The organism is Amycolatopsis sp. CA-161197 (genome assembly GCF_050942255.1).
Lineage (GTDB): Bacteria > Actinomycetota > Actinomycetes > Mycobacteriales > Pseudonocardiaceae > Amycolatopsis.
Window position 1 is genome coordinate 350015 of sequence record NZ_CP192059.1, and the last position, 26101, is coordinate 376115.

Here is a 26101-nt window from a genome sequence, read left to right on the forward strand (position 1 = left end):
GAGTCCTGCCTTTCTACGGCCGCGGCTGGGCGGGTCGGTCGAGCTTGGCTTCCGGCGGCACTTCGCCGGACACGACGATGGCGCCCTGCAGGCCTCGACCCTCGTCGTTGCCGGCCGGCGAGCCGTACCAGTAGCAGCCGGGACCGTCCAGCTCGAGCGTCGCGGAACCCTTCGAGTGGTTCAGCAGACCGATGAACTGCCGGTCGCCGTTGCTGGGCAGCAGACAGGCGTGGGTGTTCTTGTCGTCGTTGATGATCGTGAGCTCGAGGATGCCGCCGTGCGGCATGATCAGCACCCCCGGTTCCCACGCCATCGCGTCCTCCGGGATCCGGATGGTCCCCTCCATCGTCCCGTCGGGACGCTCGGTCGCCTTGGCGATCGAGCCGGTCCCGAGTACGGCACCGATGGTTGCCTTGTTCTGTCCGCTGAGCTCGGCCAGGAGATCTTCACGATCCTGAGTAGCCGTCATCGGACGTCACCTCCTCGTCAGCAAAAATGAAACTTCTGACAGATTTCGCGGGAGTGCGCACGCGAAAGCGCCGGCTCGTCGACGGCGAAATCGCATACTTTCCCAGTGCCGCGCCACCATTGGGCTCAGCGCGGCGGTTACCGGTGTAGATCGGGCTCCGTATTCCACTGCCCGGATCTTTTTTCTTACCCTGTAACGAGTTTGGACTCTACTCCCGGGCAAGCCGTTCCGATATGCGTCACCACAGATCGGCCGGACGCCGCCGTTCTCCCGGTGGGAGGTACCGTTCGTTCACCGGGAGAACTCCCGTTCTGCGGAAAGGGAAACCACGCCGGGCCACGACGGGGGCCATCAGATCTCCAGCGCCCGGCGCACCGCGGGGGTGTTCCGCCGGGAAACCGGCACCATCGTTTTCGCCTGGTCGTCCATGACGAGGACCAGCTCGCCCTTGTACCGGCGCTCGACTTCCCTGATGCGGCTGAGGTTCACCACGTACTGGCGGTGCACGCGCAGGAAACCGGAATCGCCCAGCTCGGTCTCGAGCTTGTCGAGGCCCGGCAAGGCGGATCGCAAGCGGCCCTGGTCGGTGGACAGCCACACGTCGCTGCCGTCCGATTGTGCGAACGAGACCTCGGGGAGCCGCAGCAGGACCATGCGGTTCTCGCGCGTCGCGACCATTCGGTGCGGCTGCGGACGAAGCGGGCTGTCGCCTCCGGACCGGGGGAGCGGATCACCCTCGGACACGCCGAACGAGACCAGGGTGCCGACCAGGTGCCCGGACAGGAACACCGGCCGGATGCTGATCGAGGTCGGTTCGTTGGAGAGCCGGGTGAAGATCTGCGTCGAACCGGTCCAGTCGCGGTTGCGGGTCGCCTGCTTGGCGGCGTACCGGGTGGCCCGGATGAACTCCGGCAGCTCCGGCTTCCACCGCACCGCAGGATCGGGCGCCGGCGTGGAGCCGGGGATGCCGAGGAGCACACCTGCCGTGTCGTCGGCGAGCACCACCCGGCCGGCGGGATCGACGGCCGCGAGCGGCGCGATCGAGCGGGATCGGGCGTGGTTGAAGGCGGCCATCAGTTCGGCACCGTCGTCCTGGGCGCGCTGGCGCAGGATGCGCTGCGTCATCGTGGCGGCCTTGCCGAGCCACGCACCCGTCGCCGCGGGGGGCTCGCTGCGCCAGCACGAGATGTTGAGGACGGCGACCGGTTCCCTGGTCACGACGTCGCGGACCGCGACACCCGCGCAGGTCCAGTCGTGGAAAGCCTGGCACCAGTGCTCCGCACCGCGGATCAGCACGGGGGTGTAGGACATCAGCGCGGTGCCCATGCCGTTCGTGCCGGTGGCACCTTCCGCCCAGCAGAACCACGGCGCCAGGTTGGCGTCGGCGGCGACGTTGCGCGTGGCCTGGTCGCCCCACTGGGCCAGGACGCGGCCGGAGGCGTCGGTGATGGTCACGATGCCGCCGACGTTGCCGACCTCGCGGGCCAGCGAGGCGGCGCGGAAGCCGAGCTCCGCGATGACGACGTCGTGCTCCAGCGCGTGGTCGACTTCGGCGACGGCCACGGGGGCTTCGGTGAGGTACGGGTCGACCCGGTACTGGTCCCGGCACCGCTGCCAGGAAATCGCTATCTCGGGCCGCACCCCGCGCAGGTCGTCCTCGCCCCGCACGAACCGCTCCCACGCTCCGTGCACCGTGGAGTCACCGCAGCTGCGAGAGGTCGGGTCGAGCCGGCGTACCTGTGTCATCTGAGACCGCCTTTGGTCTGGTACCACCCCGGACGGCACCCCCGCGCTGGGGTGCCGCTGACCGCTCGGGTGCTGCCCGACGTATCGGGTCGCACCGCGTCGCTTCGCCGCCGACGCAAACTAAACTCTTCGCCGATTCGAGGGCAAGCAGCTTGTGCTGACTGTGGGCGATTGACGCACGAACGGTCGCGCGGCGGCGATTATCGGTGGCCATCCGCCCATCAACGGTCACCGGGTTTCGGCGCCGATGATCGCTGTTCCGTATTCTGCACAAGATCATTTTCGACAGGGCCGACTTCCGGGACGCGACGCTTTGTCTTGTGGCTTTCCACAAACACCCTCGGCGAGCGGACCGGCGGCACGGTTTTCGCTGCTGACCAGGGAAAACCAAGGCTTCCGGCCAGGTCGGATCGATCAATTGACGTTGTACCACAAGGTGTTTCAGGCCGGTAGGAGCCGCCCGCTTTGCCAGTTGTACAGCCGGATTGCACCGTTGATCCGGCGTGGTCGAGCTGGTCGTGTTATGTCTACAGCTATGTGGCTGAACGCTGCGAAGCTGTCTTGAAATGCTTGCGGCATCGCGTTAGTTTGTAACTTCCGTCACTGCCCGGGTGGTCCCGCTGGGGCCCCGGCGTGCCTGGCGACAAGGAGGTCGCGATGACCGGGAGAGTGCCGCCGCTGGCGATCGCGCCGAGCCGGCCGAGCGGACGTGCCGACGTGTCGGATGGTGCCCTGGTGACCACCTCGTCGGCGCGAGAAGTCGCTCGCGCTTGGGAAAGTTTTGCCGCAGGTGAAGACATCGAGACGGGGGTCCGGCCCGAGATCCTCGCTTCGTGGTACAGGTGCCGCGATCGGTACGAGGTGGATCGGCGGCTGGACGTCGCGCCGGGGGCACGGGGCGACGACGCCCCGAGGATCGACAACGGCGTGATCTTCACGGCGCTCGGCGGTCTCGGTGCGCTGGCCGGTCAGGAAGTGGAACGGGACGGCGCCGTCGTCACCGTCACGGACGGGGACGGGCGGGTCCTGGGGGCCTGGGGTGATCCCTCCGCGCTGCGGCGGGCCGAGCTGCACAACCTCGCTCCGTGGTCGTCGTGGTCGGAGGAGTGCACCGGCACGAACGGGATGGGAACCTCGTTCGAGGTGTCCGGCCCGGTGACGGTGACCGGGCCGGAGCACTGGTGCGAAGCCTTCCACCAGTGGGCCTGCGCGGGGATTTCGATCCGCGACGTGGTGACCGGAGTGCCGGTCGCGTCGATCAACATCTCGCGGTGGAACGCGTCGCTGTCCAAGCTCGTGCCGGCGTGGCTGACGACTGCCGTCACGTGCGTCGAACAGGAGATCTACCGGCGTGCCGTCTACGAGGCGGACAAGGTGATCGCGGAGTTCAACCGGAAGTGCGCCCAGGCCAGTGGTCCCTTCATGGCGATGGACCGGGGCGGAAACGTGATCACGGCGAACGAGGCCGCGGTCGCGTTGCTCGGGTTGGCCGGCGAAACCCCCATCGTCGCGGGCGCGATCGAGCCCGCACAACGCTGGATGCCTGATATTTCCGGGCTTCCCGAGGTGGTTCGCTGGGCCAAGGAACGGGCGCAGGGAAGTACACAATGGAGCGGCTACGCGTATCTGCCGGTGAGCCCGGGGGAGGACGCGACGCCGGTGACCATGCGGCCCGTCGTCGACGCGAACCACGTGGTGGGCATGCTATGCGTGTTCGGGGTGCAGGAAGGCGAGCCGTACGAGAGCACTTCGGCGTCGGGCGTCGGGCCGCTGCCCCGGCGCGTGATCGGGATGCGCAACGACCGGCTGGTTCTGCTTGCCCCGTCGGAGATCCGCTACGCCGAGGCCGACCGGAACATCGTCTGGCTGGTCACGGAACGGGGGAGGATCCAAGCGGCGACCCGGGGCCTGGAAAACGTCGAGCGGTTGCTGACGCCGCACGGGTTCAGCCGGGTGCACCGGCGCTTCCTCGTGAACCTTCGCCGGGTGGCGGAGCTTGAGCGGGGCATCAAGGGCGAGCTGTTCCTGATCATGGATTCCCGCTCGCACGAGTTCGTTCCCGTTTCGCGGCGCCACGCGCCGGAGCTGAGGCGACTGCTGGGCGTCTGATCGAAACCGGCTCACGCCAAGGGAATCACCGCCGGGCGTGGGCGGAAACGGCCTCCGCCTGGCTGCGCAGCCCTGCTACGGCGCGGGCCGGATCCTCGGCGGCGTAAACGGCCGAGCCGGCGACGAAGCAGTCGACGCCGGCCTCGGCCGCCTGTTCGATCGTGTCGCGGTTGATGCCGCCGTCGATCTCCACGACCAGGTTCAGGTGGCCGGTGTCGACCATCCGGCGGGCCGTGCGCACCTTGGCGAGCACGTCGGCGATGAACTTCTGCCCGCCGAAACCGGGTTCCACCGACATCACCAGCAGGGTGTCGTAGTGCTTGAGCACGTCGACGTAGGGCTCCAGCGGTGTGTTCGGCTTGATCGCCAACCCCGCCTTCGAACCCGCGGCGCGCAGGTCCTTCGCGAGCTTGACCGGGTCGTCGGCGGCCTCGACGTGCACGGTCACGTTGTAGGAACCCGCTTCCGCGTAACCGATCGCCCAGTGGTCCGGGTTCTCGATCATCAGGTGGCAGTCGAGCGGTAGGTCCGTGGTGGCCAGGAGCGACTGCACGACCGGCAGGCCCAGGGTCAGGTTCGGCACGAAGTGCGCGTCCATCACGTCCACGTGCAGCCAATCCGCGCCGTGGCCCGGCTTTCCTTGCACGGCAGCCACTTCGTCGGCGAGCCGGGCGAAGTCGGCGGAGAGGATGGACGGCGCGATCAAGGGCTGGTTCGACACGTCGCCAAGCGTAAGCAGCCGGGGCCGGTGGATGGGTATTTGTTGTGCGCATTGGGGGATTGGGTTTTTGCATGTGGTGAGGTGTTGCCGGTTTTCGGGTGGGTGGGGAACTGTTGTGGCAGTTGTTTACCGGTCTTTCGCTCGGCGGGTGTTCCGTCGCTGGTTGTGAGGAGTGGGTTGTGCGGTTGCAGGTGGCGTTGGATGTGCTGGATCTGCCGGCGGCGTTGACGTTGGCGAATCAGGTGGCCGAGCATGTGGATATTTTGGAGTTGGGGACGCCGTTGGTGAAGGCGGCGGGGATCGGTGCGGTGAGCGCGATCAAGGCGGCGCATCCGGACAAGCTGGTGTTCGTGGACTTGAAGACCGCCGACGCGGGTGAGCTGGAAGCGGCGCTGGCGTTCGAGGCGGGCGCGGATCTGGTCACCGTGATGGGTGCGGCCGATGACGACACCGTGCGTGGTGCGGTGGCGGCGGGACGCAAGTACGGCAAGCAGGTGGTGGCGGACATGATCACCGTGGTCGAGGGCCGCGTCGCACGGATCCGGGAAGTCTCGAAGCTGGGTGTGTCCTTTGTGGAGATCCACGCCGGCCTGGACGAGCAGGCCCGCCCGGGTTACACGATCGACACGCTGCTGGAGGACGGGCGTGAGGCGGGTGTGCCGTTCTCCATCGCGGGCGGCATCAAGATCGACACCATCGGCGCCGTCCGCGACGCCGGAGCCACCGTCGCGGTGGCCGGGGGTGCGATCTACAACGCCGCCGACCCGGGCGCCGCGGCCAAGGAACTCAAAAAGCGCGCCACCGCCTGACCGAACCCATTCGCTGTGTGCCGGGCCCTGGCTCGGCACACAGCGGAAATGACCAGAAATCACAGTTTTGGCGCCGGAATGTGCCGAGTGAGAATTATCAGGAGTGCGCGTCCATGGCAGCAAACGGATCGATCTCCCGTTCCCGTGCGATCGAATCAGCCGAAGAGCTCGTTCGGTTGACCACCAAGCGACTCCCGGAGGACTGGACCGAGCTGGACCGGCGCGCGGTCGACACCGCCCGCGTGCTGGCAGCGGACGCGGTCGAGCACTGCGGGAGCGGGCACCCCGGCACGGCCATGAGTCTCGCGCCCGTCGCCTACGCGTTGTTCCAGCGGGTCATGCGGCACGACCCGGCCGACGCGCAGTGGCTCGGCCGCGACCGGTTCGTGCTGTCGGCCGGGCATTCGAGCCTCACCCTGTACGTCCAGCTGTTCCTCTCGGGCTACGGCCTGGAGCTCGACGACCTGAAGGCCCTGCGCAAGTGGGGTTCGCTGACCCCGGGGCACCCCGAGTACGGGCACACCAAGGGCGTGGAGACCACCACCGGCCCGCTGGGCCAGGGCCTGGCCAACGCGGTCGGGATGGCCATGGCCGCCCGCCGCGAGCGTGGCCTGTTCGACCCGGACGCCGAGCCGGGCAAGAGCCCGTTCGACCACCAGGTCTACGTGATCGCCTCCGACGGCGACATCGAGGAGGGCGTCACCTCGGAGGCGTCGTCGCTGGCCGGCACGCAGCAGCTCGGCAACCTCACGGTGATCTACGACAGCAACGAGATCTCCATCGAGGACGACACCCGCATCGCGTTGTCCGAGGACACCGCCAAGCGCTACGAGTCCTACGGCTGGCACGTCCTCACGGTCCACGGCGGGGAGGACGTGGCGGGGTTCCTCGCCGCGATCGAGCAGGCCAAGGCCGAGACCGCCCGCCCGACCCTGATCGTGCTGCGCACCGTGATCGGGTACCCGGCCCCGACCAAGATGAACACCGGCAAGGCGCACGGTGCCGCGCTGGGCGCCGACGAGCTCGCCGCGGTCAAGCGTGCCGTGGGCCTGGACCCGAAGCAGAGCTTCCAGGTCGACGACGAGGTGCTGCGCCACAGCCGTGAAGTGGCCGAGCGCGGGCGGGCCGACCGCGAGAAGTGGCAGCTCGAGTTCGACGCCTGGGCGAAGAGCAACCCCGAGCGCAAGGCGCTGCTCGACCGCATCGGCAGGCGCGCGTTGCCGGCCGGCTGGGCCGACGATCTGCCCACCTGGCAGCCCGACGCCAAGGGCATCGCCACCCGCAAGGCGTCGGCCGCGGTGCTGGCCAAGATCGGCGCCGTGCTGCCGGAGCTCTGGGGCGGGTCGGCGGACCTGGCCGAGAGCAACAACACCACGATCAAGGGCGCGGACTCCTTCGGCCCGGTCGAGATCTCGACCAACGCCTGGCAGGCCAACCCCTACGGCCGCACGCTGCACTTCGGCATCCGTGAGCACGCGATGGGTTCGATCCTCAACGGCATCGCCCTGCACGGCGGAACCCGCCCGTACGGCGGCACCTTCCTCATCTTCAGCGACTACATGCGCCCGGCGGTGCGCCTGGCCGCGCTGATGCGGCTGCCGGTCATCTACGTGTGGACGCACGACTCGATCGGCCTCGGTGAGGACGGTCCGACGCACCAGCCGGTCGAGCAGCTGGCCTCCCTGCGTGCCATCCCCGGGATGTCGGTGGTCCGCCCGGCCGACGCGAACGAGACCGCGTACGCGTGGAAGGCGGTACTGGAGGACACCGCCGGCCCGGCCGGGCTGGCGCTCAGCCGCCAGGACCTGCCGACACTGGAGGGCACCTCCGCCCAGGGGGTGGCCCGCGGCGGTTACGTCCTCGCCGAGGCGTCTTCGGGGCGCCCCGAGGTGCTGCTCGTCGGCACTGGCTCCGAGGTCCAGCTGGCCGTCGCGGCCCGGGAGGTGCTCGAGGCCGAAGGGGTGCCCACGCGGGTGGTGTCGATGCCGTGCGTGGAGTGGTTCGACCGGCAGGACCGGTCGTACCGGGACAAGGTGCTGCCCCCGTCGGTGCGCGCGCGGGTGGTCGTCGAAGCGGGGACGGCGCAACCGTGGCACCGGTTCGCCGGCGACGCCGGAGAAATCGTGTCGCTGGAGCACTTCGGTGCTTCGGCCGACTTCAAGACCCTGTTCAGCCGGTTCGGCATCACCGCCGAGGCCGTGGCCGAAGCGGCCCGGCGGAGCGTGCGGGCCGCGCGGTCGTGAATTCGTTGTCCTACTTGAGTTGTGGAGGAAGATCCCGGTGACGCACTCGATTTCGACCAAGCTCGACGCCGGCCTGTTCGTGGACGCAACGCGTGCGGTCATCGGCGAGGTGGACCGCGTGAGCACGGGGGTGCAGTCCCCGTCCTGGATCCGGGCCGGCGCGTTGCTGCTCAAGGCCCCGGCCGTGTTCACGATCGGCACCGGCCGCAGCGGGCTCGCCCTGCAGATGGCCGCGATGCGGTTCATGCACCTCGGCCTGCCCACCCACGTCGTCGGTGAGGTGACCGCGCCGGCCATCGGCGCGGGCGACGTCCTCGTGGCGGCCTCGGGCTCGGGGAAGACGGCGCGCGTGGTGCGAGCCGCCCAGACCGCCCGCGACCAGGGCGCGGACGTGATCGCGCTGACCACGGCGCCGGAGTCGCCGCTGGCCGAGACCGCGACCGAGGTGCTCATCATCCCGGCCGCGGACAAGCAGGACTTCGACGGGAACGCCTCCGTGCAGTACGCCGGCAGCCTGTTCGAACAGTCCGTGCTGCTCACCACCGACGCGCTGTTCCACACGTTGTGGAAGACCACCGGCAGCCAGGCCCGCGAACTCTGGCGGCTGCACGCGAATCTCGAGTGACCGGCGCCGCGATCTCACCGTCCTGATGCTTCAGCCGAAAAGAGGAGTCCCCGATGCAGGGTCAGAGTGAGGTCGAAGCGCGGGCCTGCGTTGACATCCACACGTTGGAGGGGGCGGCGCTGGCCGCCACGTCCCGCGCCGCGGTGGCCAGCTACGCCTGGGTGGGCCGGCACGACCAGAAAGGCGCCGACGCGGCCGCGACCACGGCCATGCGCGCGGCGCTGGCCGACGCACCCGGGCGCGGGACCGTCGTCATCGGGGAGGGCGAGAAGGACGACGCCCCCATGTTGTTCAACGGTGAGGTCGTGGGCAACGGTCACGGCCCGGATTTCGACATCGCCGTCGATCCGCTCGAGGGAACGTCGTTCTGCGCGAAGGACCTGCCCGGCGCGCTGGCCACGATCGCGTTCGGCGAACGGGGAACGCTGTGGTCGCCCGGGCCGGGGTTCTACATGGACAAGATCGTGGTGCCCGCCGCGGCGAAGGACGTCATCGATCTCGACGACCCCGCCGAGGTCACCTTGGCCAACGTCGCCAAGGCGCTCGGCAAGCAGGTCAGCGAGCTGCGCGTGGTCATCATGGACAAGCCGCGGCACAAGGACCTGATCGCCCGGGTGGTGCGGGCCGGCGCGGCCGTGCAGACGCCGGCGGGCGGCGACGTCGGGGGAAGCCTGGCGGTGCTCCTGCCGACGCTCGACGTCGACCTGCTCATCGGTGTCGGCGGCACGCCCGAAGGAGTGCTGACCGCCGCGGCCGTCCGGGCACTGGGCGGCGGGATGCTGGGGCGGCTGGCCCCGCAACGCACCGAGGAAGCCGACGCCATCCGTGCGGCGGGCATGTCCCTCGACCGCGTTTACGAGTGCTCCGAGCTCGTGGCCGGCGACGCGTTTTTCGTGGCCACCGGCGTGAACGGCGGGCCGCTGGTCGGGCGTCCGCGCAAGGGGGCGGGGACGACCGTCACCGAATCGCTCGTGATTTCCCGCGGCCAGGTTCGGCACGTGACACACACGACCTTCGAATGACCCCGTTTCGCGACAAGATCAAGGAGATACGGTGACGTTGCACTTGGACGACCTCGGCGTGCGCCGCCTCGGCGAGTGCCGTTACGACTCGCCGTTCTCCGAGATGCTCTCCACCAAGCAGACCTCCCCGCACTACGTCGCGGAAGGCGACCGGGTCCTGCTCGAGGACACCGTCTCCATGCTCGCCGAGCACAGCCTCCCGCCCGGCGAGGTGCCGAGTTTCGAAGCCGCCGGGCCGCGGCGGAAGATCTACTTCGACCCCGCACGCGTGACCGCCGGAGTCGTCACCTGTGGCGGGTTGTGTCCCGGGCTCAACAACGTCATCCGCGGTCTCGTGCAGGAACTCGCGGTGCACTACAAGGTCAAGCGGATCCTGGGGTTCCGCAACGGTCTGCAGGGCCTGACGGAACAACACCGCTACGACACCATCGAACTGACGCCCGAGCGCGTTCGCGACATCCACAACGCCGGCGGCACCATCCTGGGCAGCTCACGCGGCGGCCAGGACGCCGACGAAATGGTCGACAGCCTCGTCCTGCGCGGCGTCGACATCATGTTCGTCATCGGCGGCGACGGCGGGATGCGCGCGGCGACCTTCCTCGGCAAGGCGATCCGGGCGCGCGGTCTGGACATCGCCGTCATCGGCGTGCCGAAGACGATCGACAACGACCTGCCCTTCACCGACCAGTCGTTCGGGTTCCAGAGCGCGTTCGCTCGCGCCACCGACTTCATCTCCGCGGTGTCCGTCGAAGCCGCCGCCAGCCCCAACGGCGTCGGCATCGTGAAGCTGATGGGCCGGCACTCGGGGTTCATCGCCAGCTACGCCGCGCTGTCCGCCAACTCCGCGGACATCGTGTTGATCCCCGAGGTTCCCTTCGCCCTCGAGGGTGAAGACGGCCTGCTGGCCCACGTCGAGCAGCGCGTGAGAGCCAAGGGTTACGTCGTCATCGTCCTCGCCGAGGGCGCGGGCCAGGACCTCCTCGAACAACACGGCCTGCCCCAGCTCAACGGCACCGACGCCTCCGGAAACGTCAAACTCGGCAACATCGGGGAACTGCTCAAACAGCGCATCACCGCCCACCTCCAATCGGTCGGTCTTCCCCCCACGATGCGCTACATCGACCCGAGCTACGCGGTCCGCAGCATCGCCGCCAACGCCTACGACGCCGTCTACTGCCTGCGCCTCGCCCACGCCGCGGTCCACGCCGCCATGGCCGGCCACACCGAAGCCGCCGTCGCCCGCTGGCGCCGCCGCTTCGTCCACGTCCCCCTGTCCCTCATGACCAGCCGCCGCAACCAAGTCGACCCCGACGGGGACCTGTGGATGTCGGTTCTGGAGACCACCTGCCAACCGGCGGAGTTCGGTTCGGCGCCGGATCGGGTACGGGTGCGTTCGGGGTTCTGCTGACGTTCCGGAACCGGGTTGTGGCAAGGGGAACGAGCGCTGAAACCTCAGGCCTGCACGGAGCCCGACGCCGACCACGTCGGGGAGTCGACCGCGGAGTATTCCTCGCCCTGGCCGTCGAGGCGGCGCATGCGGCGGGAGGCGCGGTCGGTGAGGACGGTGGGGTCCAGGGGAGGCACGAAGGCGTTGTCCACCACCGTGTATTCGGCGGCGAGGCGGCCGATGGGGGCGATGGCGCCGAAGTCGATGCGGCCGTTGAGGTACAGGTCGTCGCGGACGTAGAAGTTGACGACCTCGCCCCAGACGATGTGGTGGAGGCCGTCGGGGGCGGAGAAGATCTGGTCCACTTTGCACTCCAGGGCGACGGGTGCGTCCTTGATGCGTGGGGGTTTCACGAGGGCCGAGGCGACCTTCTCGACGCCCACCGCGTCGAACTCGTCGACGTCGGGCTCGAACTCCTTGGCGCTGCGGTGGAGGGCGAAAGCCTGGGGCAGCGTGGCCATGTTGGTGACGAACTCGCCGGTGTCGCGGATGTTGACGAAGCTGTCCTTGAGGGTGGCGCCGTCGGATTTCGGTTGCATGGACAGGGAAACCTTGGGTGGTTTGCGGCCGATGCAGGTGAAGAACGATACGGGCGCGAGGTTGCCGACGCCGGACGTCGACTCCGTGCTGATCCACGCGATGGGCCGCGGGATAACGCTGCCGATGAGGAGCTTGTACGCGGACTTCGCGTCCAGGCCGGCGGATTCGATGTTCATTCAGTCCCCCAACAGTGCGACGGCGCCGTACCAGACCGGGCCCGGGTTGAGGCGGTCCGGGTGCAGGCGCAGGATTTCGTCGTAGAACTCGCGGGCGGTCGGCCGGGTGTCGAGCAGGCGGATGACGTCGTGCAGGTAGGCGCGCGTCCGGTCGATGGTGAGCGGGTCGTCGGGCAGGGCCTCGTTCTTGTGGCCCGCGACGACGGCGCGCGGCTCCAGCGCGGCGATCCGGTCCAGCGCGCGGAGCCATTCCTGCAGGCCGCCGTCGCCGCCTTCGAGGATGTACTGGTGGATTCCGTTGTAGACGGTGTCGCCCGCGACGACGAGGCCGAGGTCCGGCACGTGCAGCACCGAGGTGGCGTCGGTGTCGGTGTGGCCGACGTCCACGGCGCGGACGACGTGGCCCTCCAGCAGAAAGCCGTCTTCGGGAATCGGGTGCGCCAGCACGGGTGACGGCGGGATGTGGCCGGGGAAGTCGAGGTCCCACATCTGCGCGCGGCCGTCGGTGGCCTGCTTGTGCATCACGTCGATGGTGCCGGGGGTCGCGTAGACCTGGGCGCCGGGGAACCGCTTGAGCAGCTCGGCGGTGCCGAACCAGTGGTCGCCGTGGCCGTGGGTGGCGAAGACGTGGGTCAGGCGCTTGCCGCTGCGGGCGACCCAGTCGGCGACCTCGCGGATCTGGAAGTCGAGGAACGGCGGATCCACGAGCACCGCGTCCTCGGCCCCGGTGATGAGCGTCGTGGAGACCGGCGAGGAGATGATCGGCTCGCCCGTCGGCAGCGTCTGGCCGCGTTCGCGTCTCGCGCCGGCGGTGACCAGGACGTCGTAGGACAGGGTGGTCATGGGGTTCGCCTCTCGACATATCCTTAGCTCAGTTAGCTCTGTCTAAGCACAGTATGCATCCAGGTGAACACGACGGCAGGATGGAGTGACCGAGGTAACTGCCGACAGATATGACAGTGGTCAGCGAACTACAGTTCTGTCTTCGACCTCACGAGGTAACCCGCTTGACTACGTCGGCCACGGGCTGATCTGTCCACAAGGGACAATCAGTGTCGCGTGACCTCCGCCAGCTCGAACTCCATCAATCCGAGTGAGACGAACGGCAGCTGGGCCAGCTTGGCTTCCGCGTCTTCGCGTGAGGCGGCTTCGACGACGTTCACCACGCCCGGGCCGGGCTGCAGGAAGAAGACTTCCTGGATGAAGCCCTCGGCGCGCAGGCGGTCGAACACGCGGACCTCTTCGGGCATGTGGGCGGCGGTGTCTTCGGGACGGAGGATCCGGCCGGTCGCGAGGAAGTGCATGGGGTTTCTCCTGGTCAGTGGTCGGACTTGCGCGCGCGGTGGTTCGCGACGTTGGCGCGGTTGCCGCACAGCTCGTACGAGTGCCAGCGGCGCGTGCGGCTGCGGGTGGTGTCGTAGAAGACCTTGGTGCACTCGTGGTTGGCGCAGATGCGCAGGCGGGACCAGGTGCCGTTCGCCACGAGTTCGGCGACGTGCAGCGTGATGCCGCCGACGACCGTGTCGCCGGTGATCTGGTGGGGGACGACCTTGCCGGGTGTTGAGAAGTCCTGCGTGAAGGCGGCGCCGGACGTGCGTTCGGTGAACGTCATCCAGGCGGCCGGATCTTCGGTGGTCAGGAGCGTCATCAAGTTGCCCCGCAGGCCGCGGACGAGGTCCAGGCGCTGGGGCGGGATCGTGCCGGCGTCCTGGCCGAAGGGGGCCAGCAGGGTGTGGGCGAGGGCGGGGTCGTCGAGTTTGTCGGTGTGGATGGCGTAAGCGCGGGAGTTGAGCAGGTCCACGACCGCGGCCGCGGTGGCCGGGACGCTCGCCTCCGAGGCGGCAGTGGTGGTCATGGCGCCAGCGTACGTGAAAGGGTCTTTTATGAAAAGACCTTTACAGGTTCGCTGGAAAGCTGCTAGAACGGTAATCGTCAAAGTTCCGAAGACGATTACGGAACACCTTCACTGCAAGGGGAACTCCCATGAGTCAGCTCATCCTCACCGGCGTCGGCGAGGCCAACATCCGCATCGAGCGCGACGCCGATCTGACGCTCGGCGACGGCGACGTGCTGGTGACCCTCGAGGCCGCGCCCGTGAACCCGGCCGACTTCCTGCTCGCCAACGGCTGGTACGGCGTGCAGCCGCGGATCCCGAGCGTGCTCGGTTCGGAGGGCGTCGGCCGCGTGGTCAGCGTCGGCCCGAACGCGGACGCGGCGCCGGCCGGCAAGCGCGTGGTCATCCTGCCGACGTACGAGCAGGGCACCTGGGCCGACCAGGCTGTGGTGCCGGCGCGCAACGTGGTTGTCGTCCCCGACGACGCCGACGCGCGGCAGCTCGCGATGCTCGCCATCAACCCGGCGACGGCGTACCTGCTGCTCGGCCGCTACGTCGACCTCAAGCCGGGCGACTGGATCGGGCAGAACCTCGGCAACTCGGCCGTCGGGCAGGCCGTGATCGCGCTGGCCAAGCGAGCCGGCGTGAAGACGCTCAGCGTCGTGCGGCGCGAGGACGCCGCCCAGCAGTTGCGGGACCTCGGCGGCGACGTCGTGCTGGTCGACGGCGACGACCTCGGCGAGCGCATCGCCGGCGCGTTGGACGGTGGGCAGCTGAAGCTCGTGCTCGACGGCGCGGCCGACGCCACCGTCGGTGCACTGGCCGCGGCGCTCGAGTCCGGCGGCACGGTCGCCGCGTACTCGTCCGCGACGGGCACGGCGGCCCAGCTGCCGCTCGGCGACCTGATCTACCGCGAGCTGAACCTGCGCGGCTTCTGGCTGATCAACTGGATTCGCAGCGCGCCGCGGGAAGAGATCCAGCGCGTGTACAGCGAGCTGGCCGACCTCGTCGCGAAGGGTGTGCTGAGCGCGAACGTCGAGGCGACGTACCAGATCGAGGACTACCAGGCCGCGTTCGACCACGCCCGCAAGCCCGGCCGGGCGGGCAAGGTGCTGTTCACGTTCTGAGAGTGGTGCTTCGGATGTCGGGATCTCCTTGACATCCAGCAAGACGACCGGTCATATTTAATCCCGGTGCGGGCGCGGCCGACCTCCAGCGGCGGCGCCCGCGCCCACCCTTCACGGAGAAGAAATGCCTACCTACCAGGCGTTCCAAGTCACCGGGACGCGCCAGTTCGAGCTGGTCGAGCGCGCTCTCGTCGAGCCGTTGCCGGGCCAGGTCCGGATCCGCGTCGAAGCGTGCGGCATCTGCCATTCCGACGTCGCGGCCGTCGAGGGGATGCGCGAAGACCCCTCGACGCCGATCGTGCCGGGCCACGAGGTCGTCGGCGTGATCGACGCGGTCGGGGCCGGGGTGCACGCGCGGCATGTCGGTGACCGCGTCGGCGTCGGGTTCCTCGGCGGCCACTGCGGCGAATGCGAGCGGTGCCGCCGCGGCGACTTCATCAACTGCACCGACCAGCCCTACACCGGGATCACAGTGGACGGTGGCTACTCCGAATACGCGTACGTGCGTGCCAGCGGCCTGGTGCGCGTGCCCGAAGGGATGGACGCGATCACCGCCGCGCCGCTGCTGTGCGCCGGACTGACCACGCTCACCGCGCTGCGCTTGGCGGGCGGGCGCCCGGGGGCTTTGGCTGCGGTGCAAGGGATCGGCGGTCTGGGGCACCTCGCGGTGCAGCAGGCCAAACACCTCGGCTTCCGCGTCGCCGCCATCGCGCGCGGCACGGACAAGGCCGAGCTCGCGGCCGAACTGGGCGCCGACGTCTACCTCGACAGCACAGCCGAAGACCCCGGCACGGCCCTGCAGAAGCTGGGCGGCGCGGAAACGATCGTCGCGACGGCGGTCAGCGGCGCGTCGATGTCTCCGCTGGTCACGGGTCTCGCGCCGCAGGGCCGTCTGATGGTGGTCGGCGCCGCACCCGACCCGATGTCCGTGCAGACCATGGACTTGATCTTCGGCACCCGCACGATTGCCGGCAGCCTCACCGGCAGCGCGATCGACAACGAGGACAACCTCGCCTTCAGCCTCGCGCAGGGCATCCGGCCCTACACGGAGGTCCGCCCGTGGGCCGACGCGCCGAAGGCGTACGACCACATGATGACGGGCCACGCCCGGTTTCGGGTCGTGCTCGACCACGCTGCTTGACCGGCTGGTCGGGAAACCGCGGGGACGCCTGAGGTTCCCGACCAGCGGAACGCGCCGACGGAGTGACCGCACGGGCATGGCGTCGGCGAGTCCCCGACCGTGCCGGCTCAGCGGCCGGCCGGGGCATTCCGCGGACGGCCGGAATTTCCGGTCGGGGGAGTGACCTGCGTGGGTGTGGTGTCGGGGAGCGCCAGACCGCGTTGCACAGCCCGCAGGCCGGAGAACCACGGGGACGCCTGGGGTTTCCCGGCCGGCGGCGTTCCAAGCCGTTGCGCGAGGCGCATCGGTGGTGGCCGTGACGTTGCCGCGGAGTGCCGTGGGCCGAGGTGCCCGCCTGCGGTGGTGCGCCAGAGGCTTCGCCGCTCGGGAGGTGCGGCCGACCCTCGACCATCACCGGCCCGCGAGCCCGGTTTCTCCGGCGGACTGCGACGAATCGCCGACTCACACCCCTGTTCGCACGAACTCGTGGCCCGACATGTCCTCCAGGGTCACCGCGGCGACTTCGGACGCGGGCATGCTGGCGGAGCCGTACAGCTCGGCCCCTTGACCCGTGGCCGACGCCGAGAACTGCCAGCCGCCCGTGAGCTGGCGGGTGCCGTCCTTGCCGAGGACGACCAGGCGGCACTGGGTGCCGTCCGGAAGGCCGCGGACGTGGGCTTCCACGCGGACCCAGCCGCGCGCCGGGGTGACGGCGGCGGAGAGGTGCATGGGGCCGGCGGAACCGGTGAGCATCAGCGGGTCGGGCCGTGGTACGACGGCCAGGTCCGGGTCGGGGGCGGCGGCCGGGAGCAGAGGCGGCGCGGTGCCGGTGTGGCCGATCAGCGCGCCGAGGCCGAGCGCGGCGGCCGCCACGGCCACGGCGGCCGTGGCGGCCAGCGTTCTGCCGCGCCGGCGCGCGCCCGACGCTTCGGCGCGCACCTGCCGCAACGTGCGTTGCAGCAGAAGGTCCGCGTCGTCGGGTGGGCCGTCGAGGAGCAGTTCGGGCGGGATCGCCTCGAGGAACTCCTGCATCTCGCGCACTGATTCCACCTCCTTCCGGCAGTGCTCGCAGGTCAGCGCATGGGCAGGGTCGAGAGGGTCGTGGTTCACGCGGCACCTACTGGCTGCGGGCCGCCGAACGATTCGCGCAGCAGGCGCAGGGCGCGGTGCGAGCGGGACTTCACCGTGCCCGCCGGGATGCCCAGCTGCGCCGCCGCCTCGGGCACCGTGTGGCCGCGCAGGTACACCTGCTCCAGCACCTCGCGGTGTTCGGGCGACAGGCCCTCGAGCGCCTCGCGCACCACGATCGAGTCGACCACCGCCGACGAGTGGTCGCGCGCGACCGGCACGGTTGTCGGCGATTCGGCGACCTCCGTCGGCCGGGCCGCGCGCGCCCGGACCTTGTCGACGACGAGGTTGCGCACCACCGTGAGCAGCCACGCCCGCACGGAACCCTTGCCGTTGACCAGGCTGTCCGGGTTGCGCCACGCGCGGACCAGCGCCTCCTGCACCACGTCCTCCGCGGCCGCGCGGTCGCCGAGCAGCCGCGTGGCGTAGGCGAGCATCGCCTTGCCGTGTTCGGCGAACAACGTCCGCACGAGTGCCTCGTCGGCCACCTGCCGGCGGGCTCGCATCCCGGTCATCCGTCACCACCCTCTCGTCCGATGCTCTGAAAACGGACGCCGACCTGGGGGCGGTTCACCGATCGCGAAGATTTCTACCCGTCGTCCGGCGAGCGCACCGGCTTCACGTCCACCACGGGGGTGCCGTCGATCGCTTCGAGCTGCGAGACGAGCACCCGGAACCCGTCGACCTCGATGATCTCCACGCGGTGCAGCCCGATCGGGTTCGGCCGCGCGGGCGAGCGCGTGCTGAACACCCCGGCCATCGCGCGCGTCGGATCGCTGCGCGGGCGCACCGACAGCACCGAGCGGTCGGCCAGGTGGAGCCAGGTGAACACCAGCACCTGCTGACCGGCCTTCAGATCACGCAGGCCTTCGCCGACAGACGGAGAAAACACGAGCCACGCCGAAGGCGCGCCCTCATCGGGTTGTTTCGGCGCCCCGTCGAGGTCCTTCAGCGAGGATTCGACGTGGGCGATCGGCCGGAGCTCGAAGTGGGTCATGCCTCGGAAGCTACCGCCGCCGCCCGACGACAACCGGCCCCCAAGGCGAAATGGACCAAGGTTGTCCACAACACCGGAACGGCTGTGGACAACCTTGGGAACCCGGTGGTGACGGGGGATGAGCGCGCCACCGCCGGGGGGTCGAAACGGTCAGACGGCCGCCGGCTCGGCGGGGATTTCCTCGATCTGCTCAGGCGCCGGCCGCGTTTCCTCCACCGGACGACGCGCGGTGCGGTTCAGCAGCAGCCGCGTCACATCGGGGCGCGAGTAGTGCCCGACCGGGTCCGCGGCCGCCTTCGCCAGCGGGATCGCCGAAAGATCGATGTCCGCGTACAGAATTCCTTCCTCGTCCTCCGCCAGCGGCTCGGCGAGCGGGCTGCCGTCCGGGCCGAAGATGCGCGCGAACCCGCCGCCGCGCTGCAGCAGCTGCTCCTTCATCGGGGTGTCGCAGAACAGCTCCATCCCGGCGTCACCCACGAGCGCGCACGGAGCGATCACGAAACACTGGCCCTCCACCGCGTACATGCGCGAGGCCGACGTGTTCACCTCCGGCCCGAGCGCGTACGCCGCTCCCTTGTAGACGGAGAAGCTCGGCCACGAAGCCACGTGCACCTGCTCGTCCATGCCGTACATCGCGTACTTCGTGAGCGGCTGCAGGTGCTCCCAGCAGCACAGCGCGCCGACGCGGCCGATGCCGGCGACGTCGTGCACCACCAGGTCGGAGCCGTCGCCCTCGCCGTACACGGTGCGCTCCACGTGCGTCGGCTTCAGCTTGCGACGTGCGCCCACGAGCTCACCTTCGGCGGAGATCGTGGCCTGCCCCATGTACAGGCTGCCGCCCGACTGCTCGGAAAAGCCCATCACCACGTTGATCCCGTGCTGCTTCGCGCCGTCGAGCAGGCGCTGGAAGCGCGGGCTGTCGAGGCTGACGGAGTTCTCGTGGTACCGGCCCACGAACTGCATGCCCCACGCGGGCGAGTCGAGCCACAGCCACCACGGGTACCCCGGGACGAACGTCTCCGGGAAGGTGATCAAGCCGGCGCCGTTGCGCGCGGCCTCGGCCATGAGTGCGATCGACTTGTCGATGGTCGCGTCGGCGTCCAGCCACACCGGCTCCGCCTGCACGGCCGCTGCCTTGAAAGAGCCCGAGTAGGTGATCACGCGCTGTCCTTCCCTTGGTTGGGCTGTTCGGCCGAAGGTAGGAGCACCCGAACCCAGTGGCTTGCCTCACAGTGCACCGGGGGTTGACGCAGAGCGCACGGCTGGTGTGTCGCGCCCGGATCGGCGCATACTTGCTGCTCAGGTGGTGGTGCGATGAGCATGGTGCTGACAACCGACACGCAGCCGGAGGCCGAACGCGTTGCCTTCTGGCACGAGGTCGTGTGCCGTTCGTTCGTGCCGCTGACCGTCGCCACGCCCGACGCCGAAGCGTTTTCCGGCTCCGTCGCCAACGACCGGCTCGGCCGCCTCCAGCTCTCCACCGTGCACGCCGCCGCGCAGCGCGTCCGCCGCACTCCGCGGCTCGTGGCCGAGGCCGGCGACGAGTTCGTGCTCCTCGGGTTGCAGACGCTCGGCCCCGGCGTGGTCACGCAGGACGGCCGCCGCGCCGTGATCCGCCCCGGCGACCTGGTCTTCTACGACGCCGCGCGCCCGTACGAGCTGTGGTTCCCCGGCGAGTTCGAGATGAAGGTCTTCATGGTGCCGCGCCGCTTCCTCGGCGTCGCCGACGCGGACCTGCACCGCGTCACGGCCACCACGCTCCGGCCCGACGCCGGCGTGCCCGCGCTCGCCTCGCCGTTCCTGGCGCGCCTCACCGCGGCCGAAGGCGCCGCGGGCGAACGGCTGGCCGCCTCGGCGTTGAACCTGCTCGAATCGCTGGTCCTCGACGGCACCGAGACGCCCGAGCCGACGCTGCTGCTGCGGATCCGCACGTTCATCGCCGACCACCTCGGCGAGCCCGACCTGTCGCCGGCGACAATCGCGGCCGCGCACCGGATTTCCGTGCGCTACCTGCACAAGCTCTTCTCGGCCGAAGGCGTGTCCGTCGTGCGCTGGATCCAGCAGCAGCGGCTGGCCGAATCGCGCCGCGACCTGGGCCGGACCAGCGCGACAGTCGCGGCGATCGCCCACCGCTGGGGCTTCTCCGACGCGGCGCACTTCAGCCGTTCGTTCAAGGCGGCCTACGGGGTTTCGCCACGGGAGTGGCGGATCGCTTCCGCTCCCGGCCCGGGCGGCGCAGACTGAGCCGATGGCGCTCGGGCGCTTCGCGGTGCGGGTCGACGGGGTGGTGCAGGGCGTGGGGTTCCGGCCCTTCGTCCACGTGCTCGCGCGGCGGCTCGGGCTCGCCGGCTTCGTCGGCAACGACAGCCGCGGGGTGTTCATCGAGGTCGAGGGCGCTTCGGCCGACCTGACCGCCTTCGTCGTGGCGCTGCGGGCCGAGGCGCCGCCGCTGGCTGTGGTCGACGACGTGCGCGTGACCCGCGTGCCCGCCAAGGGGGAGCCGGGCTTCGAGATCGTCGCCAGCCCGGCCGGCGGTGAGGCGGCGACGCTGGTGTCCGCGGACAGCGCGACCTGCGCGGACTGCCTGGCCGAGCTGCGGGATCCGGGGGACCGGCGGTACCGGTACCCGTTCGTCAACTGCACCAACTGCGGCCCGCGGTTCACGATCGTGCGCGGGGTGCCCTACGACCGGCCGTTGACGACCATGGCCGGGTTCGCGTTGTGCGCGGAATGCAAGCAGGAGTACGAAGATCCCGGTGACCGGCGGTTCCACGCGCAGCCCGTGTGCTGCCCGTTTTGCGGGCCACAGCTCGTGTTCTCGGGTGGCGGAGAGCCGATCGAGTCCGCTGTGGACGCGCTCGAAGCGGGTGCCGTGGTCGCTGTGAAGGGGCTCGGCGGCTACCACCTCGCCGCGGTCGCGGCCGACGAAACGGCCGTGGCCGCGCTGCGCGGCAGGAAACACCGCGAGGACAAGCCGTTCGCCGTGATGGTCCCCGATCTCGCGGCGGCGCGGGAGATCGCGGAGGTCGACGACGTCGCCGCGGCCGTGCTGACCGGGCACCGGCGGCCGATCGTGCTGCTCCCCCGCGTCGCGAACGGACCGCTCGCGCCCTCGGTGGCGCCCGGCAACCGGCGGATCGGCGTGATGCTGCCGTACACCCCGCTGCACCACCTGCTGCTCGGCGACCTCGGCCGGCCGATCGTGCTGACCAGCGCGAACGTGTCCGACGAACCCATCGTCTACCGCGACGAAGACGCCTTCGCGCGACTGTCCGGGATCGCCGACGCGTTCCTCACGCACGACCGGGCCATCCACACCCGGACCGACGACTCCGTCGTGCGGGTGTGGCGCGACCGCGTGCAGCTGCAACGCCGTTCGCGTGGTTACGTGCCCGAGCCCGTGCCGCTGCGCTCACGGCTCACCGAGCACATCCTCGGCTGCGGCGCGGAGCTGAAGAACACGTTCTGCCTGGCCAAGGACACCCACGCGTTCCTCTCCCACCACATCGGTGACCTCGACAACTACGAGACGTTCAAGGCTTACGAGACCGGCATCGCGCACTTCCGCGAGCTGTTCGACGTGACGCCGACGGTGGTCGCCCACGACCTGCACCCCGAGTACCTGTCCACGAAACACGCGCTGGACCTGGAGCACGTCGAGCTCGTCGGTGTGCAGCACCACCACGCCCACATCGCCTCCTGCCTCGCCGACAACGGCGAAGCCGGCCCCGTCCTCGGCGTCGCCTTCGACGGCACCGGCTACGGCACCGACGGCACCCTCTGGGGCGGGGAGTTCCTGAAGGCCGACCTCACCGGGTTCGACCGCCTGGCCCACCTCGCGCCCATCCGGCTGCCCGGCGGCACCACGGCCATCCGCCAGCCGTGGCGCATGGCCGCGGCTTACCTCGACGCGGCCGGCGTGACGACCAAGGCCCTGCGAGACCGCCACGAAGACCAGTGGGACGACGTCCTCCACCTCGCCCGCACCGGCCTGGCCTCCCCGCTCACGTCCAGCGCCGGCCGGCTGTTCGACGCCGTCGCCGCGGTGCTCGGCGTCCGTGACGAGATCAACTACGAGGGCCAAGCCGCCGTCGAGCTGGAGCAACTCGCCGACCCGGCAGAACGCGCCGCCTACCGCTGCGGGCAGACCCCGACGCAACTGTCCGGTGTGGACCTGCTCCGCGCGGTCGTCGAGGACCTCGACCACGGCACCCCACGCGCGGTCGTCGCCGCCCGCTTCCACAACGGCGTCGCCGAAGCCATCACCGAAACCTGCACTCGCCTGCGCGACACCACCGGACTCGGGACGGTCGCCCTGTCCGGCGGCGTCTTCCAGAACCTCCTGCTCCTGGAACGAACCGTGGAGTCCTTGGTGCGCAACGGTTTCCGCGTCCTCACCCACTCCCGCGTGCCGACCAACGACGGCGGCATCAGCCTCGGTCAGGTCGCTGTCGCAGCCAGCCGTACCACTCGTCCAGGCCGTCACCGCGGGTCGCGCTGATCTCCACCACCCGCGCGTCCGGGTTGACGTGCCGCAGGTCGTCCAGGAACTCCGGCACCGAGAACGCGACGTACGGCAGCAGGTCGATCTTGTTGAGCAGCACCAGATCCGTCGACGCGAACATGTGCGGGTACTTCAGCGGTTTCCCCGGTCCCTCCGTCACGGACATGATCACCACGCGCGCCGCCTCGCCGAGGTCGAACAACGCGGGGCACACGAGGTTCCCGACGTTCTCCACGAACAGCACCGAACCCCGCGCCGGCGCCAGCGTGTCGAGCGCGCGCGACAGCATCGTCGCGTCGAGGTGGCAGCCGGCGCCGGTGTTGATCTGCACGACCGGCGCGCCCGAAGCCTTGATGCGGTCGGCGTCCAGCAGCGTCTCCTGATCACCTTCGACCACCGCGAGCGGCACCGACGTGCCCAACGCGTGCACGGTCTGTTCCAGCAACGTCGTCTTGCCCGCCCCCGGTGAGCTCATCAGGTTGACCGCGAAGACCCCCAGCTCGGCGAGCCGGGACCGGTTGTGCCCGGCCAGGTGATCGTTCTTGGCCAGCACGTCCTGCTCCAGCAGCACCGTGTGAGAACCCTCCGCGTGCGAATGACCATCGGCGTGGGAATGGACCGCCGCGTCATCCGAACAACCACACGTCGCACACACCTCAAACCACCTCCACGGACTTGATGCGCAGCTGCCGCCCCGCCAGCACCTCGACGTTCGCGCTGCCGCACGCGCACAGCAGGATCGGGTCGTCGATCCCGAACTCCGCCCCGCAGTCCCGGCACGCGGCCCGCCCGGGCGGCTCGTCGATCTCCAGTTCCGCACCCTGCAACGACGTCCCCGCGCACACCACGTCGAAGCAGAACCGCACGCTGTCCGGCACCACGCCGGACAGCCGCCCGATCTCCAGCCGCACGCTGCGCACTTCCGCGTCGCCGAGCCGCGAGACGATCGCGTCCACGACGCTCTGCGTGATCGACATCTCGTGCACTAGCAGATCCTCGGCAGCGGGTCGCCCACCAGCATGTCCACGATCCGCGTGCCGCCGAACGCGGTGTTCAGCAGCACCAGGCCCGGCGGGTCGTCGGCCACGCGGCCGATCACCGCCGCCTCCGCGCCGAGCGGGTGCGATCGCAGTGCCGCCAACGCGTCGTCGACCTGCGCGCCGTCGACGAACACCACGATCCGGCCCTCGCACGCCACGTACAGCGGATCGATGCCGAGCAGCTCCGACGCGCCGCGCACCTCGTCGCGCACCGGCACCGCGTTCTCGTCGACGATCACCGAAACCTGCGCGCCGGCCGCGACCTCGTTGAGGATCGTCGCCACGCCGCCGCGGGTCGCGTCGCGCATCGCGCGCACGCCGGGCACGGCGGCGAGCAGCCCCGCCACGAGGCCGTGGACGGGCGCGGTGTCGGACTCGATGTCGGCGTCGATGTCCAGCTCGCCGCGCGCCAGCATGATCGTGACGCCGTGGTCGCCGATCGGCCCGGACACCAGCACCGCGTCGCCCGGCCGGACCGAGGAAACCCCCAGTCCCGAACGGATCGAGACGCCGATGCCGGCGGTGTTGATGTACACGCCGTCGCCCTTGCCGCGCTGCACGACCTTCGTGTCCCCGGTGACGATCTGCACGTCGGCCGCGAGCGCCGCCGCCTTCATCGAGTCGACGATCTTCAGCAGGTCCTCGACGGGGAAGCCTTCCTCGAGGATGAACCCGGCCGTGAGGTAGAGCGGCCGCGAACCGGACACGGCGAGGTCGTTGACCGTGCCGTTCACGGCCAGGTCACCGATGTCGCCGCCGGGGAAGAACAGCGGCGACACCACGAACGAGTCCGTGGTCAGCGTCAGCTGCGCGCCGCCGATGGCGAGCGCGGCCGAATCCTCCATCGGCTCCAGCAGCGGGTTGCGGAACGCGTCGAGGAACACCGCCTCGATCAGCGTGTGCGTCGCCTTGCCGCCCGAGCCGTGGGACAGCGTGATGCGCTCCTCGCGCACCTTCGCGCGCCGCCGCCGGGCACGTTCGATGCGGTCGAGCACCTGCTGCTCGCGTTCCGTGGTGGTCATGCGTGGCTCGCCTCCCGCACGCGTTTGCGGCTGAACCGGCCGAAGTTGTAGTACGCCGCACACGCGCCTTCGGGCGAGACCATGCAGGTGCCGATCGGCGTCTCCGGCGTGCACGCCGTGCCGAACACCTTGCACTCCCACGGCTTCAGCACGCCCTTGAGCACCTCACCGCACTGGCACGCCTTGGGATCCGCCACGCGCACGCCCGGCACGTCGAAGAGGCGCTCGGCGTCGAACGCCGCGTACTTCTCACGCACGCGCATCGCCGAGTGCGAGATGAACCCGAGGCCGCGCCACTCGAAGTACGGCCGCAGCTCCATCACCTCGTTGATCACCTTGAGCGCCACGAGGTTGCCGTCCCACGGCACCACGCGCGCGTACTGGTTCTCCACCTCGGCCCGGCCTTCGGACAGCTGCACCATCAACAGGTAGATCGACTGCAGGATGTCCAGCGGCTCGAACCCGGCCACCACCACGGGCTTGCCGTAGTCGCGCGAGATGAACTCGTACGGCCGGCAGCCGATCACCGTCGACACGTGGCCCGGGCCGAGGAACCCGTCGAGCCGCAGGTCGGGTGAGTCGAGAATGGCCTTGATGGCGGGCACGATCGTCACGTGGTTGGCGAAGATCGAGAAGTTCGGGATGCCTTGGTCGGCTGCGCGCAGCAGCGTCATCGCGGTCGACGGCGTGGTCGTCTCGAACCCGATGGCCATGAAGACCACCTGCAGGTCGGGGTTCTGCCGGGCGATCTTCAGCGAGTCGAGCGGTGAGTACACCATGCGGATGTTGGTGCCCTCGGCGTTGGAGTCGAAGAAGTTCCCGCCCGAACCCGGCACGCGCATCATGTCGCCGAACGAGGTCATCAGCACCCCGGGCCGGCGCGCGATGCTGATCGCGTCGTCGATGCGGCCCATCGGGATCACGCACACCGGGCAGCCCGGGCCGTGCACGAGCTCGACGCTCTCGGGCAGGTAGTCCTCGAGGCCGTGCTTGTAGATCGTGTGCGTGTGGCCCCCGCACACTTCCATGAACTTGTAGTGCCTGCCGGGCTCGCACAGCGCGGTGATCTTCGCGGACAGCGCCCGCGCCTTCTCCGCGTCCCGGAACTCGTCGACGAACCGCATGGTTCCTCCTGGTCGATCAGTCGATCCGAGATTCGAGGAGGGCGGCCATCTCGTCCTCGTACGCCTTCCCGATGCTCTCCAGGAACTCCAGCGCCGCGGCGGCCTCCGCCTCGTCTATTTTGGACAGTGCGAACCCGACGTGGATGAGGATCCACTCACCGGGTTCGGGTGGGTCGTCGGCGAGCAGGCCGATGTTGATGGCCCGCTTCACCCCGCACACCGAGACTTTCGCGAGGTCCGGACGTTCCTCGCTGATCTCGATGATCTCGCCCGGGATGCCGAGGCACACGGCTATTTC

Annotated in this window: 26 protein-coding genes; 10 read left to right on the plus strand and 16 right to left on the minus strand. The window is 69.7% G+C overall.

The genetic code is table 11. The features are described from left to right. Positions 1-13 precede the first annotated feature (13 nt). Positions 14-469: an MSMEG_3727 family PQQ-associated protein gene (locus tag ACQPXB_RS01720; RefSeq protein ID WP_366577373.1), complete on the minus strand. Its 456-nt coding sequence runs from the start codon at positions 467-469 to the stop codon at positions 14-16. Positions 470-820: 351 nt separating this feature from the next. Next, the gene (locus tag ACQPXB_RS01725; RefSeq protein WP_366577375.1) at positions 821-2215 is read right to left on the minus strand and encodes a DNA-binding protein; all 1395 of its coding nucleotides are present in this window, start codon (positions 2213-2215) and stop codon (positions 821-823) included. Positions 2216-2872: 657 nt separating this feature from the next. Here ACQPXB_RS01725 and ACQPXB_RS01730 point away from each other — a divergent pair. Then, complete coding sequence (locus ACQPXB_RS01730; RefSeq protein WP_432849208.1) at positions 2873-4324, plus strand: LytTR family transcriptional regulator DNA-binding domain-containing protein; 1452 nt, start codon at positions 2873-2875, stop codon at positions 4322-4324. A 25-nt stretch (positions 4325-4349) separates the two neighbouring features. Here the strand turns inward: ACQPXB_RS01730 and rpe are convergent, their stop codons facing one another. Next, positions 4350-5030: a ribulose-phosphate 3-epimerase gene (gene rpe, locus ACQPXB_RS01735; protein ID WP_432857228.1), complete on the minus strand. Its 681-nt coding sequence runs from the start codon at positions 5028-5030 to the stop codon at positions 4350-4352. A 113-nt stretch (positions 5031-5143) separates the two neighbouring features. Here rpe and hxlA point away from each other — a divergent pair, with 113 nt between their 5' ends. The 5 genes from hxlA (at position 5144) to ACQPXB_RS01760 (ending at position 11152) form a co-directional block, all read left to right on the plus strand. Continuing rightward, positions 5144-5854, plus strand: coding sequence for a 3-hexulose-6-phosphate synthase (gene hxlA / locus ACQPXB_RS01740; protein WP_432849209.1), 711 nt, complete (start codon positions 5144-5146; stop codon positions 5852-5854). Positions 5855-5967: 113 nt separating this feature from the next. Further along, positions 5968-8097, plus strand: a complete 2130-nt coding sequence (gene tkt / locus ACQPXB_RS01745; protein WP_432849210.1) for a transketolase — start codon at positions 5968-5970, stop codon at positions 8095-8097. Positions 8098-8134: 37 nt separating this feature from the next. Beyond that, entirely contained in the window at positions 8135-8722 is a 588-nt protein-coding gene (gene hxlB / locus ACQPXB_RS01750; RefSeq protein WP_432849211.1) for a 6-phospho-3-hexuloisomerase, read from the plus strand. Positions 8723-8775: 53 nt separating this feature from the next. Further along, the gene (gene glpX, locus ACQPXB_RS01755) at positions 8776-9744 is read left to right on the plus strand and encodes a class II fructose-bisphosphatase (protein ID WP_366577384.1); all 969 of its coding nucleotides are present in this window, start codon (positions 8776-8778) and stop codon (positions 9742-9744) included. 31 nt (positions 9745-9775) lie between these two features. After that, positions 9776-11152 carry an ATP-dependent 6-phosphofructokinase gene (locus ACQPXB_RS01760; protein ID WP_366577385.1) on the plus strand — a complete coding sequence of 459 codons (1377 nt, stop codon included), beginning with the start codon at positions 9776-9778 and terminating at the stop codon, positions 11150-11152. A gap of 44 nt (positions 11153-11196) precedes the next feature. Here the strand turns inward: ACQPXB_RS01760 and ACQPXB_RS01765 are convergent, their stop codons facing one another. The 4 genes from ACQPXB_RS01765 to ACQPXB_RS01780 form a co-directional block, all read right to left on the minus strand. Next, entirely contained in the window at positions 11197-11907 is a 711-nt protein-coding gene (locus tag ACQPXB_RS01765; protein ID WP_432849212.1) for a flavin reductase family protein, read from the minus strand. Continuing rightward, on the minus strand, positions 11908-12750 hold the full coding sequence (locus ACQPXB_RS01770) for an MBL fold metallo-hydrolase (RefSeq protein WP_366577389.1): 843 nt from the start codon (positions 12748-12750) through the stop codon (positions 11908-11910). It abuts the gene before it with no gap. 206 nt (positions 12751-12956) lie between these two features. After that, positions 12957-13211, minus strand: coding sequence for a hypothetical protein (locus ACQPXB_RS01775; protein ID WP_366577391.1), 255 nt, complete (start codon positions 13209-13211; stop codon positions 12957-12959). A gap of 14 nt (positions 13212-13225) precedes the next feature. After that, positions 13226-13762: a CGNR zinc finger domain-containing protein gene (locus tag ACQPXB_RS01780; RefSeq protein ID WP_432849213.1), complete on the minus strand. Its 537-nt coding sequence runs from the start codon at positions 13760-13762 to the stop codon at positions 13226-13228. A gap of 128 nt (positions 13763-13890) precedes the next feature. Between ACQPXB_RS01780 and ACQPXB_RS01785 the strand changes: the two genes are divergently transcribed. Both ACQPXB_RS01785 and ACQPXB_RS01790 read left to right on the plus strand, forming a co-directional pair. After that, on the plus strand, positions 13891-14868 hold the full coding sequence (locus tag ACQPXB_RS01785; RefSeq protein WP_432849214.1) for a zinc-dependent alcohol dehydrogenase family protein: 978 nt from the start codon (positions 13891-13893) through the stop codon (positions 14866-14868). 124 nt (positions 14869-14992) lie between these two features. After that, complete coding sequence (locus ACQPXB_RS01790) at positions 14993-16009, plus strand: alcohol dehydrogenase catalytic domain-containing protein (RefSeq protein ID WP_432849215.1); 1017 nt, start codon at positions 14993-14995, stop codon at positions 16007-16009. A gap of 441 nt (positions 16010-16450) precedes the next feature. Here ACQPXB_RS01790 and ACQPXB_RS01795 read toward each other — a convergent pair whose 3' ends face one another. The 4 genes from ACQPXB_RS01795 to ACQPXB_RS01810 all read right to left on the minus strand — a co-directional run bounded on the left by ACQPXB_RS01795 (position 16451) and on the right by ACQPXB_RS01810 (position 19274). Further along, on the minus strand, positions 16451-17029 hold the full coding sequence (locus ACQPXB_RS01795; RefSeq protein WP_432849216.1) for a hypothetical protein: 579 nt from the start codon (positions 17027-17029) through the stop codon (positions 16451-16453). A 65-nt stretch (positions 17030-17094) separates the two neighbouring features. Next, complete coding sequence (locus ACQPXB_RS01800) at positions 17095-17631, minus strand: sigma-70 family RNA polymerase sigma factor (RefSeq protein ID WP_386956573.1); 537 nt, start codon at positions 17629-17631, stop codon at positions 17095-17097. A gap of 74 nt (positions 17632-17705) precedes the next feature. After that, positions 17706-18113 carry a tRNA (N6-threonylcarbamoyladenosine(37)-N6)-methyltransferase TrmO gene (gene tsaA / locus ACQPXB_RS01805; protein WP_432849217.1) on the minus strand — a complete coding sequence of 136 codons (408 nt, stop codon included), beginning with the start codon at positions 18111-18113 and terminating at the stop codon, positions 17706-17708. A gap of 150 nt (positions 18114-18263) precedes the next feature. Continuing rightward, positions 18264-19274 (minus strand): carbon-nitrogen hydrolase family protein, encoded by a 1011-nt coding sequence (locus tag ACQPXB_RS01810; protein ID WP_366577405.1) that lies wholly within the window; start codon positions 19272-19274, stop codon positions 18264-18266. A gap of 153 nt (positions 19275-19427) precedes the next feature. Here ACQPXB_RS01810 and ACQPXB_RS01815 point away from each other — a divergent pair, with 153 nt between their 5' ends. Next, on the plus strand, positions 19428-20357 hold the full coding sequence (locus ACQPXB_RS01815) for a helix-turn-helix domain-containing protein (protein WP_432849218.1): 930 nt from the start codon (positions 19428-19430) through the stop codon (positions 20355-20357). A gap of 4 nt (positions 20358-20361) precedes the next feature. After that, positions 20362-22614: a carbamoyltransferase HypF gene (hypF, locus tag ACQPXB_RS01820; protein WP_432849219.1), complete on the plus strand. Its 2253-nt coding sequence runs from the start codon at positions 20362-20364 to the stop codon at positions 22612-22614. On the opposite strand, the gene hypB is transcribed toward hypF, so the two are convergent. The 5 genes from hypB to ACQPXB_RS01845 are packed head-to-tail and all read right to left on the minus strand — an operon-like array spanning position 22544 to position 26092. Continuing rightward, a complete protein-coding gene (gene hypB / locus ACQPXB_RS01825; RefSeq protein ID WP_386956568.1) occupies positions 22544-23272 on the minus strand; it encodes a hydrogenase nickel incorporation protein HypB in 729 nt (242 codons plus the stop codon). The two genes, hypF and hypB, sit on opposite strands and share 71 nt — an antisense overlap. Before the next feature lies 1 nt (position 23273). Beyond that, positions 23274-23603 carry a hydrogenase maturation nickel metallochaperone HypA gene (locus tag ACQPXB_RS01830; protein ID WP_285971027.1) on the minus strand — a complete coding sequence of 110 codons (330 nt, stop codon included), beginning with the start codon at positions 23601-23603 and terminating at the stop codon, positions 23274-23276. Next, positions 23603-24679 carry a hydrogenase expression/formation protein HypE gene (hypE, locus tag ACQPXB_RS01835; protein ID WP_366577414.1) on the minus strand — a complete coding sequence of 359 codons (1077 nt, stop codon included), beginning with the start codon at positions 24677-24679 and terminating at the stop codon, positions 23603-23605. Before hypE ends, ACQPXB_RS01830 begins: the two co-directional genes overlap by 1 nt. Further along, positions 24676-25803 (minus strand): hydrogenase formation protein HypD, encoded by a 1128-nt coding sequence (gene hypD, locus ACQPXB_RS01840; protein WP_432849220.1) that lies wholly within the window; start codon positions 25801-25803, stop codon positions 24676-24678. The genes hypE and hypD overlap by 4 nt, the downstream gene beginning before the upstream one ends. A gap of 16 nt (positions 25804-25819) precedes the next feature. After that, positions 25820-26092 carry a HypC/HybG/HupF family hydrogenase formation chaperone gene (locus tag ACQPXB_RS01845; RefSeq protein WP_432849221.1) on the minus strand — a complete coding sequence of 91 codons (273 nt, stop codon included), beginning with the start codon at positions 26090-26092 and terminating at the stop codon, positions 25820-25822. Positions 26093-26101 lie beyond the last annotated feature (9 nt).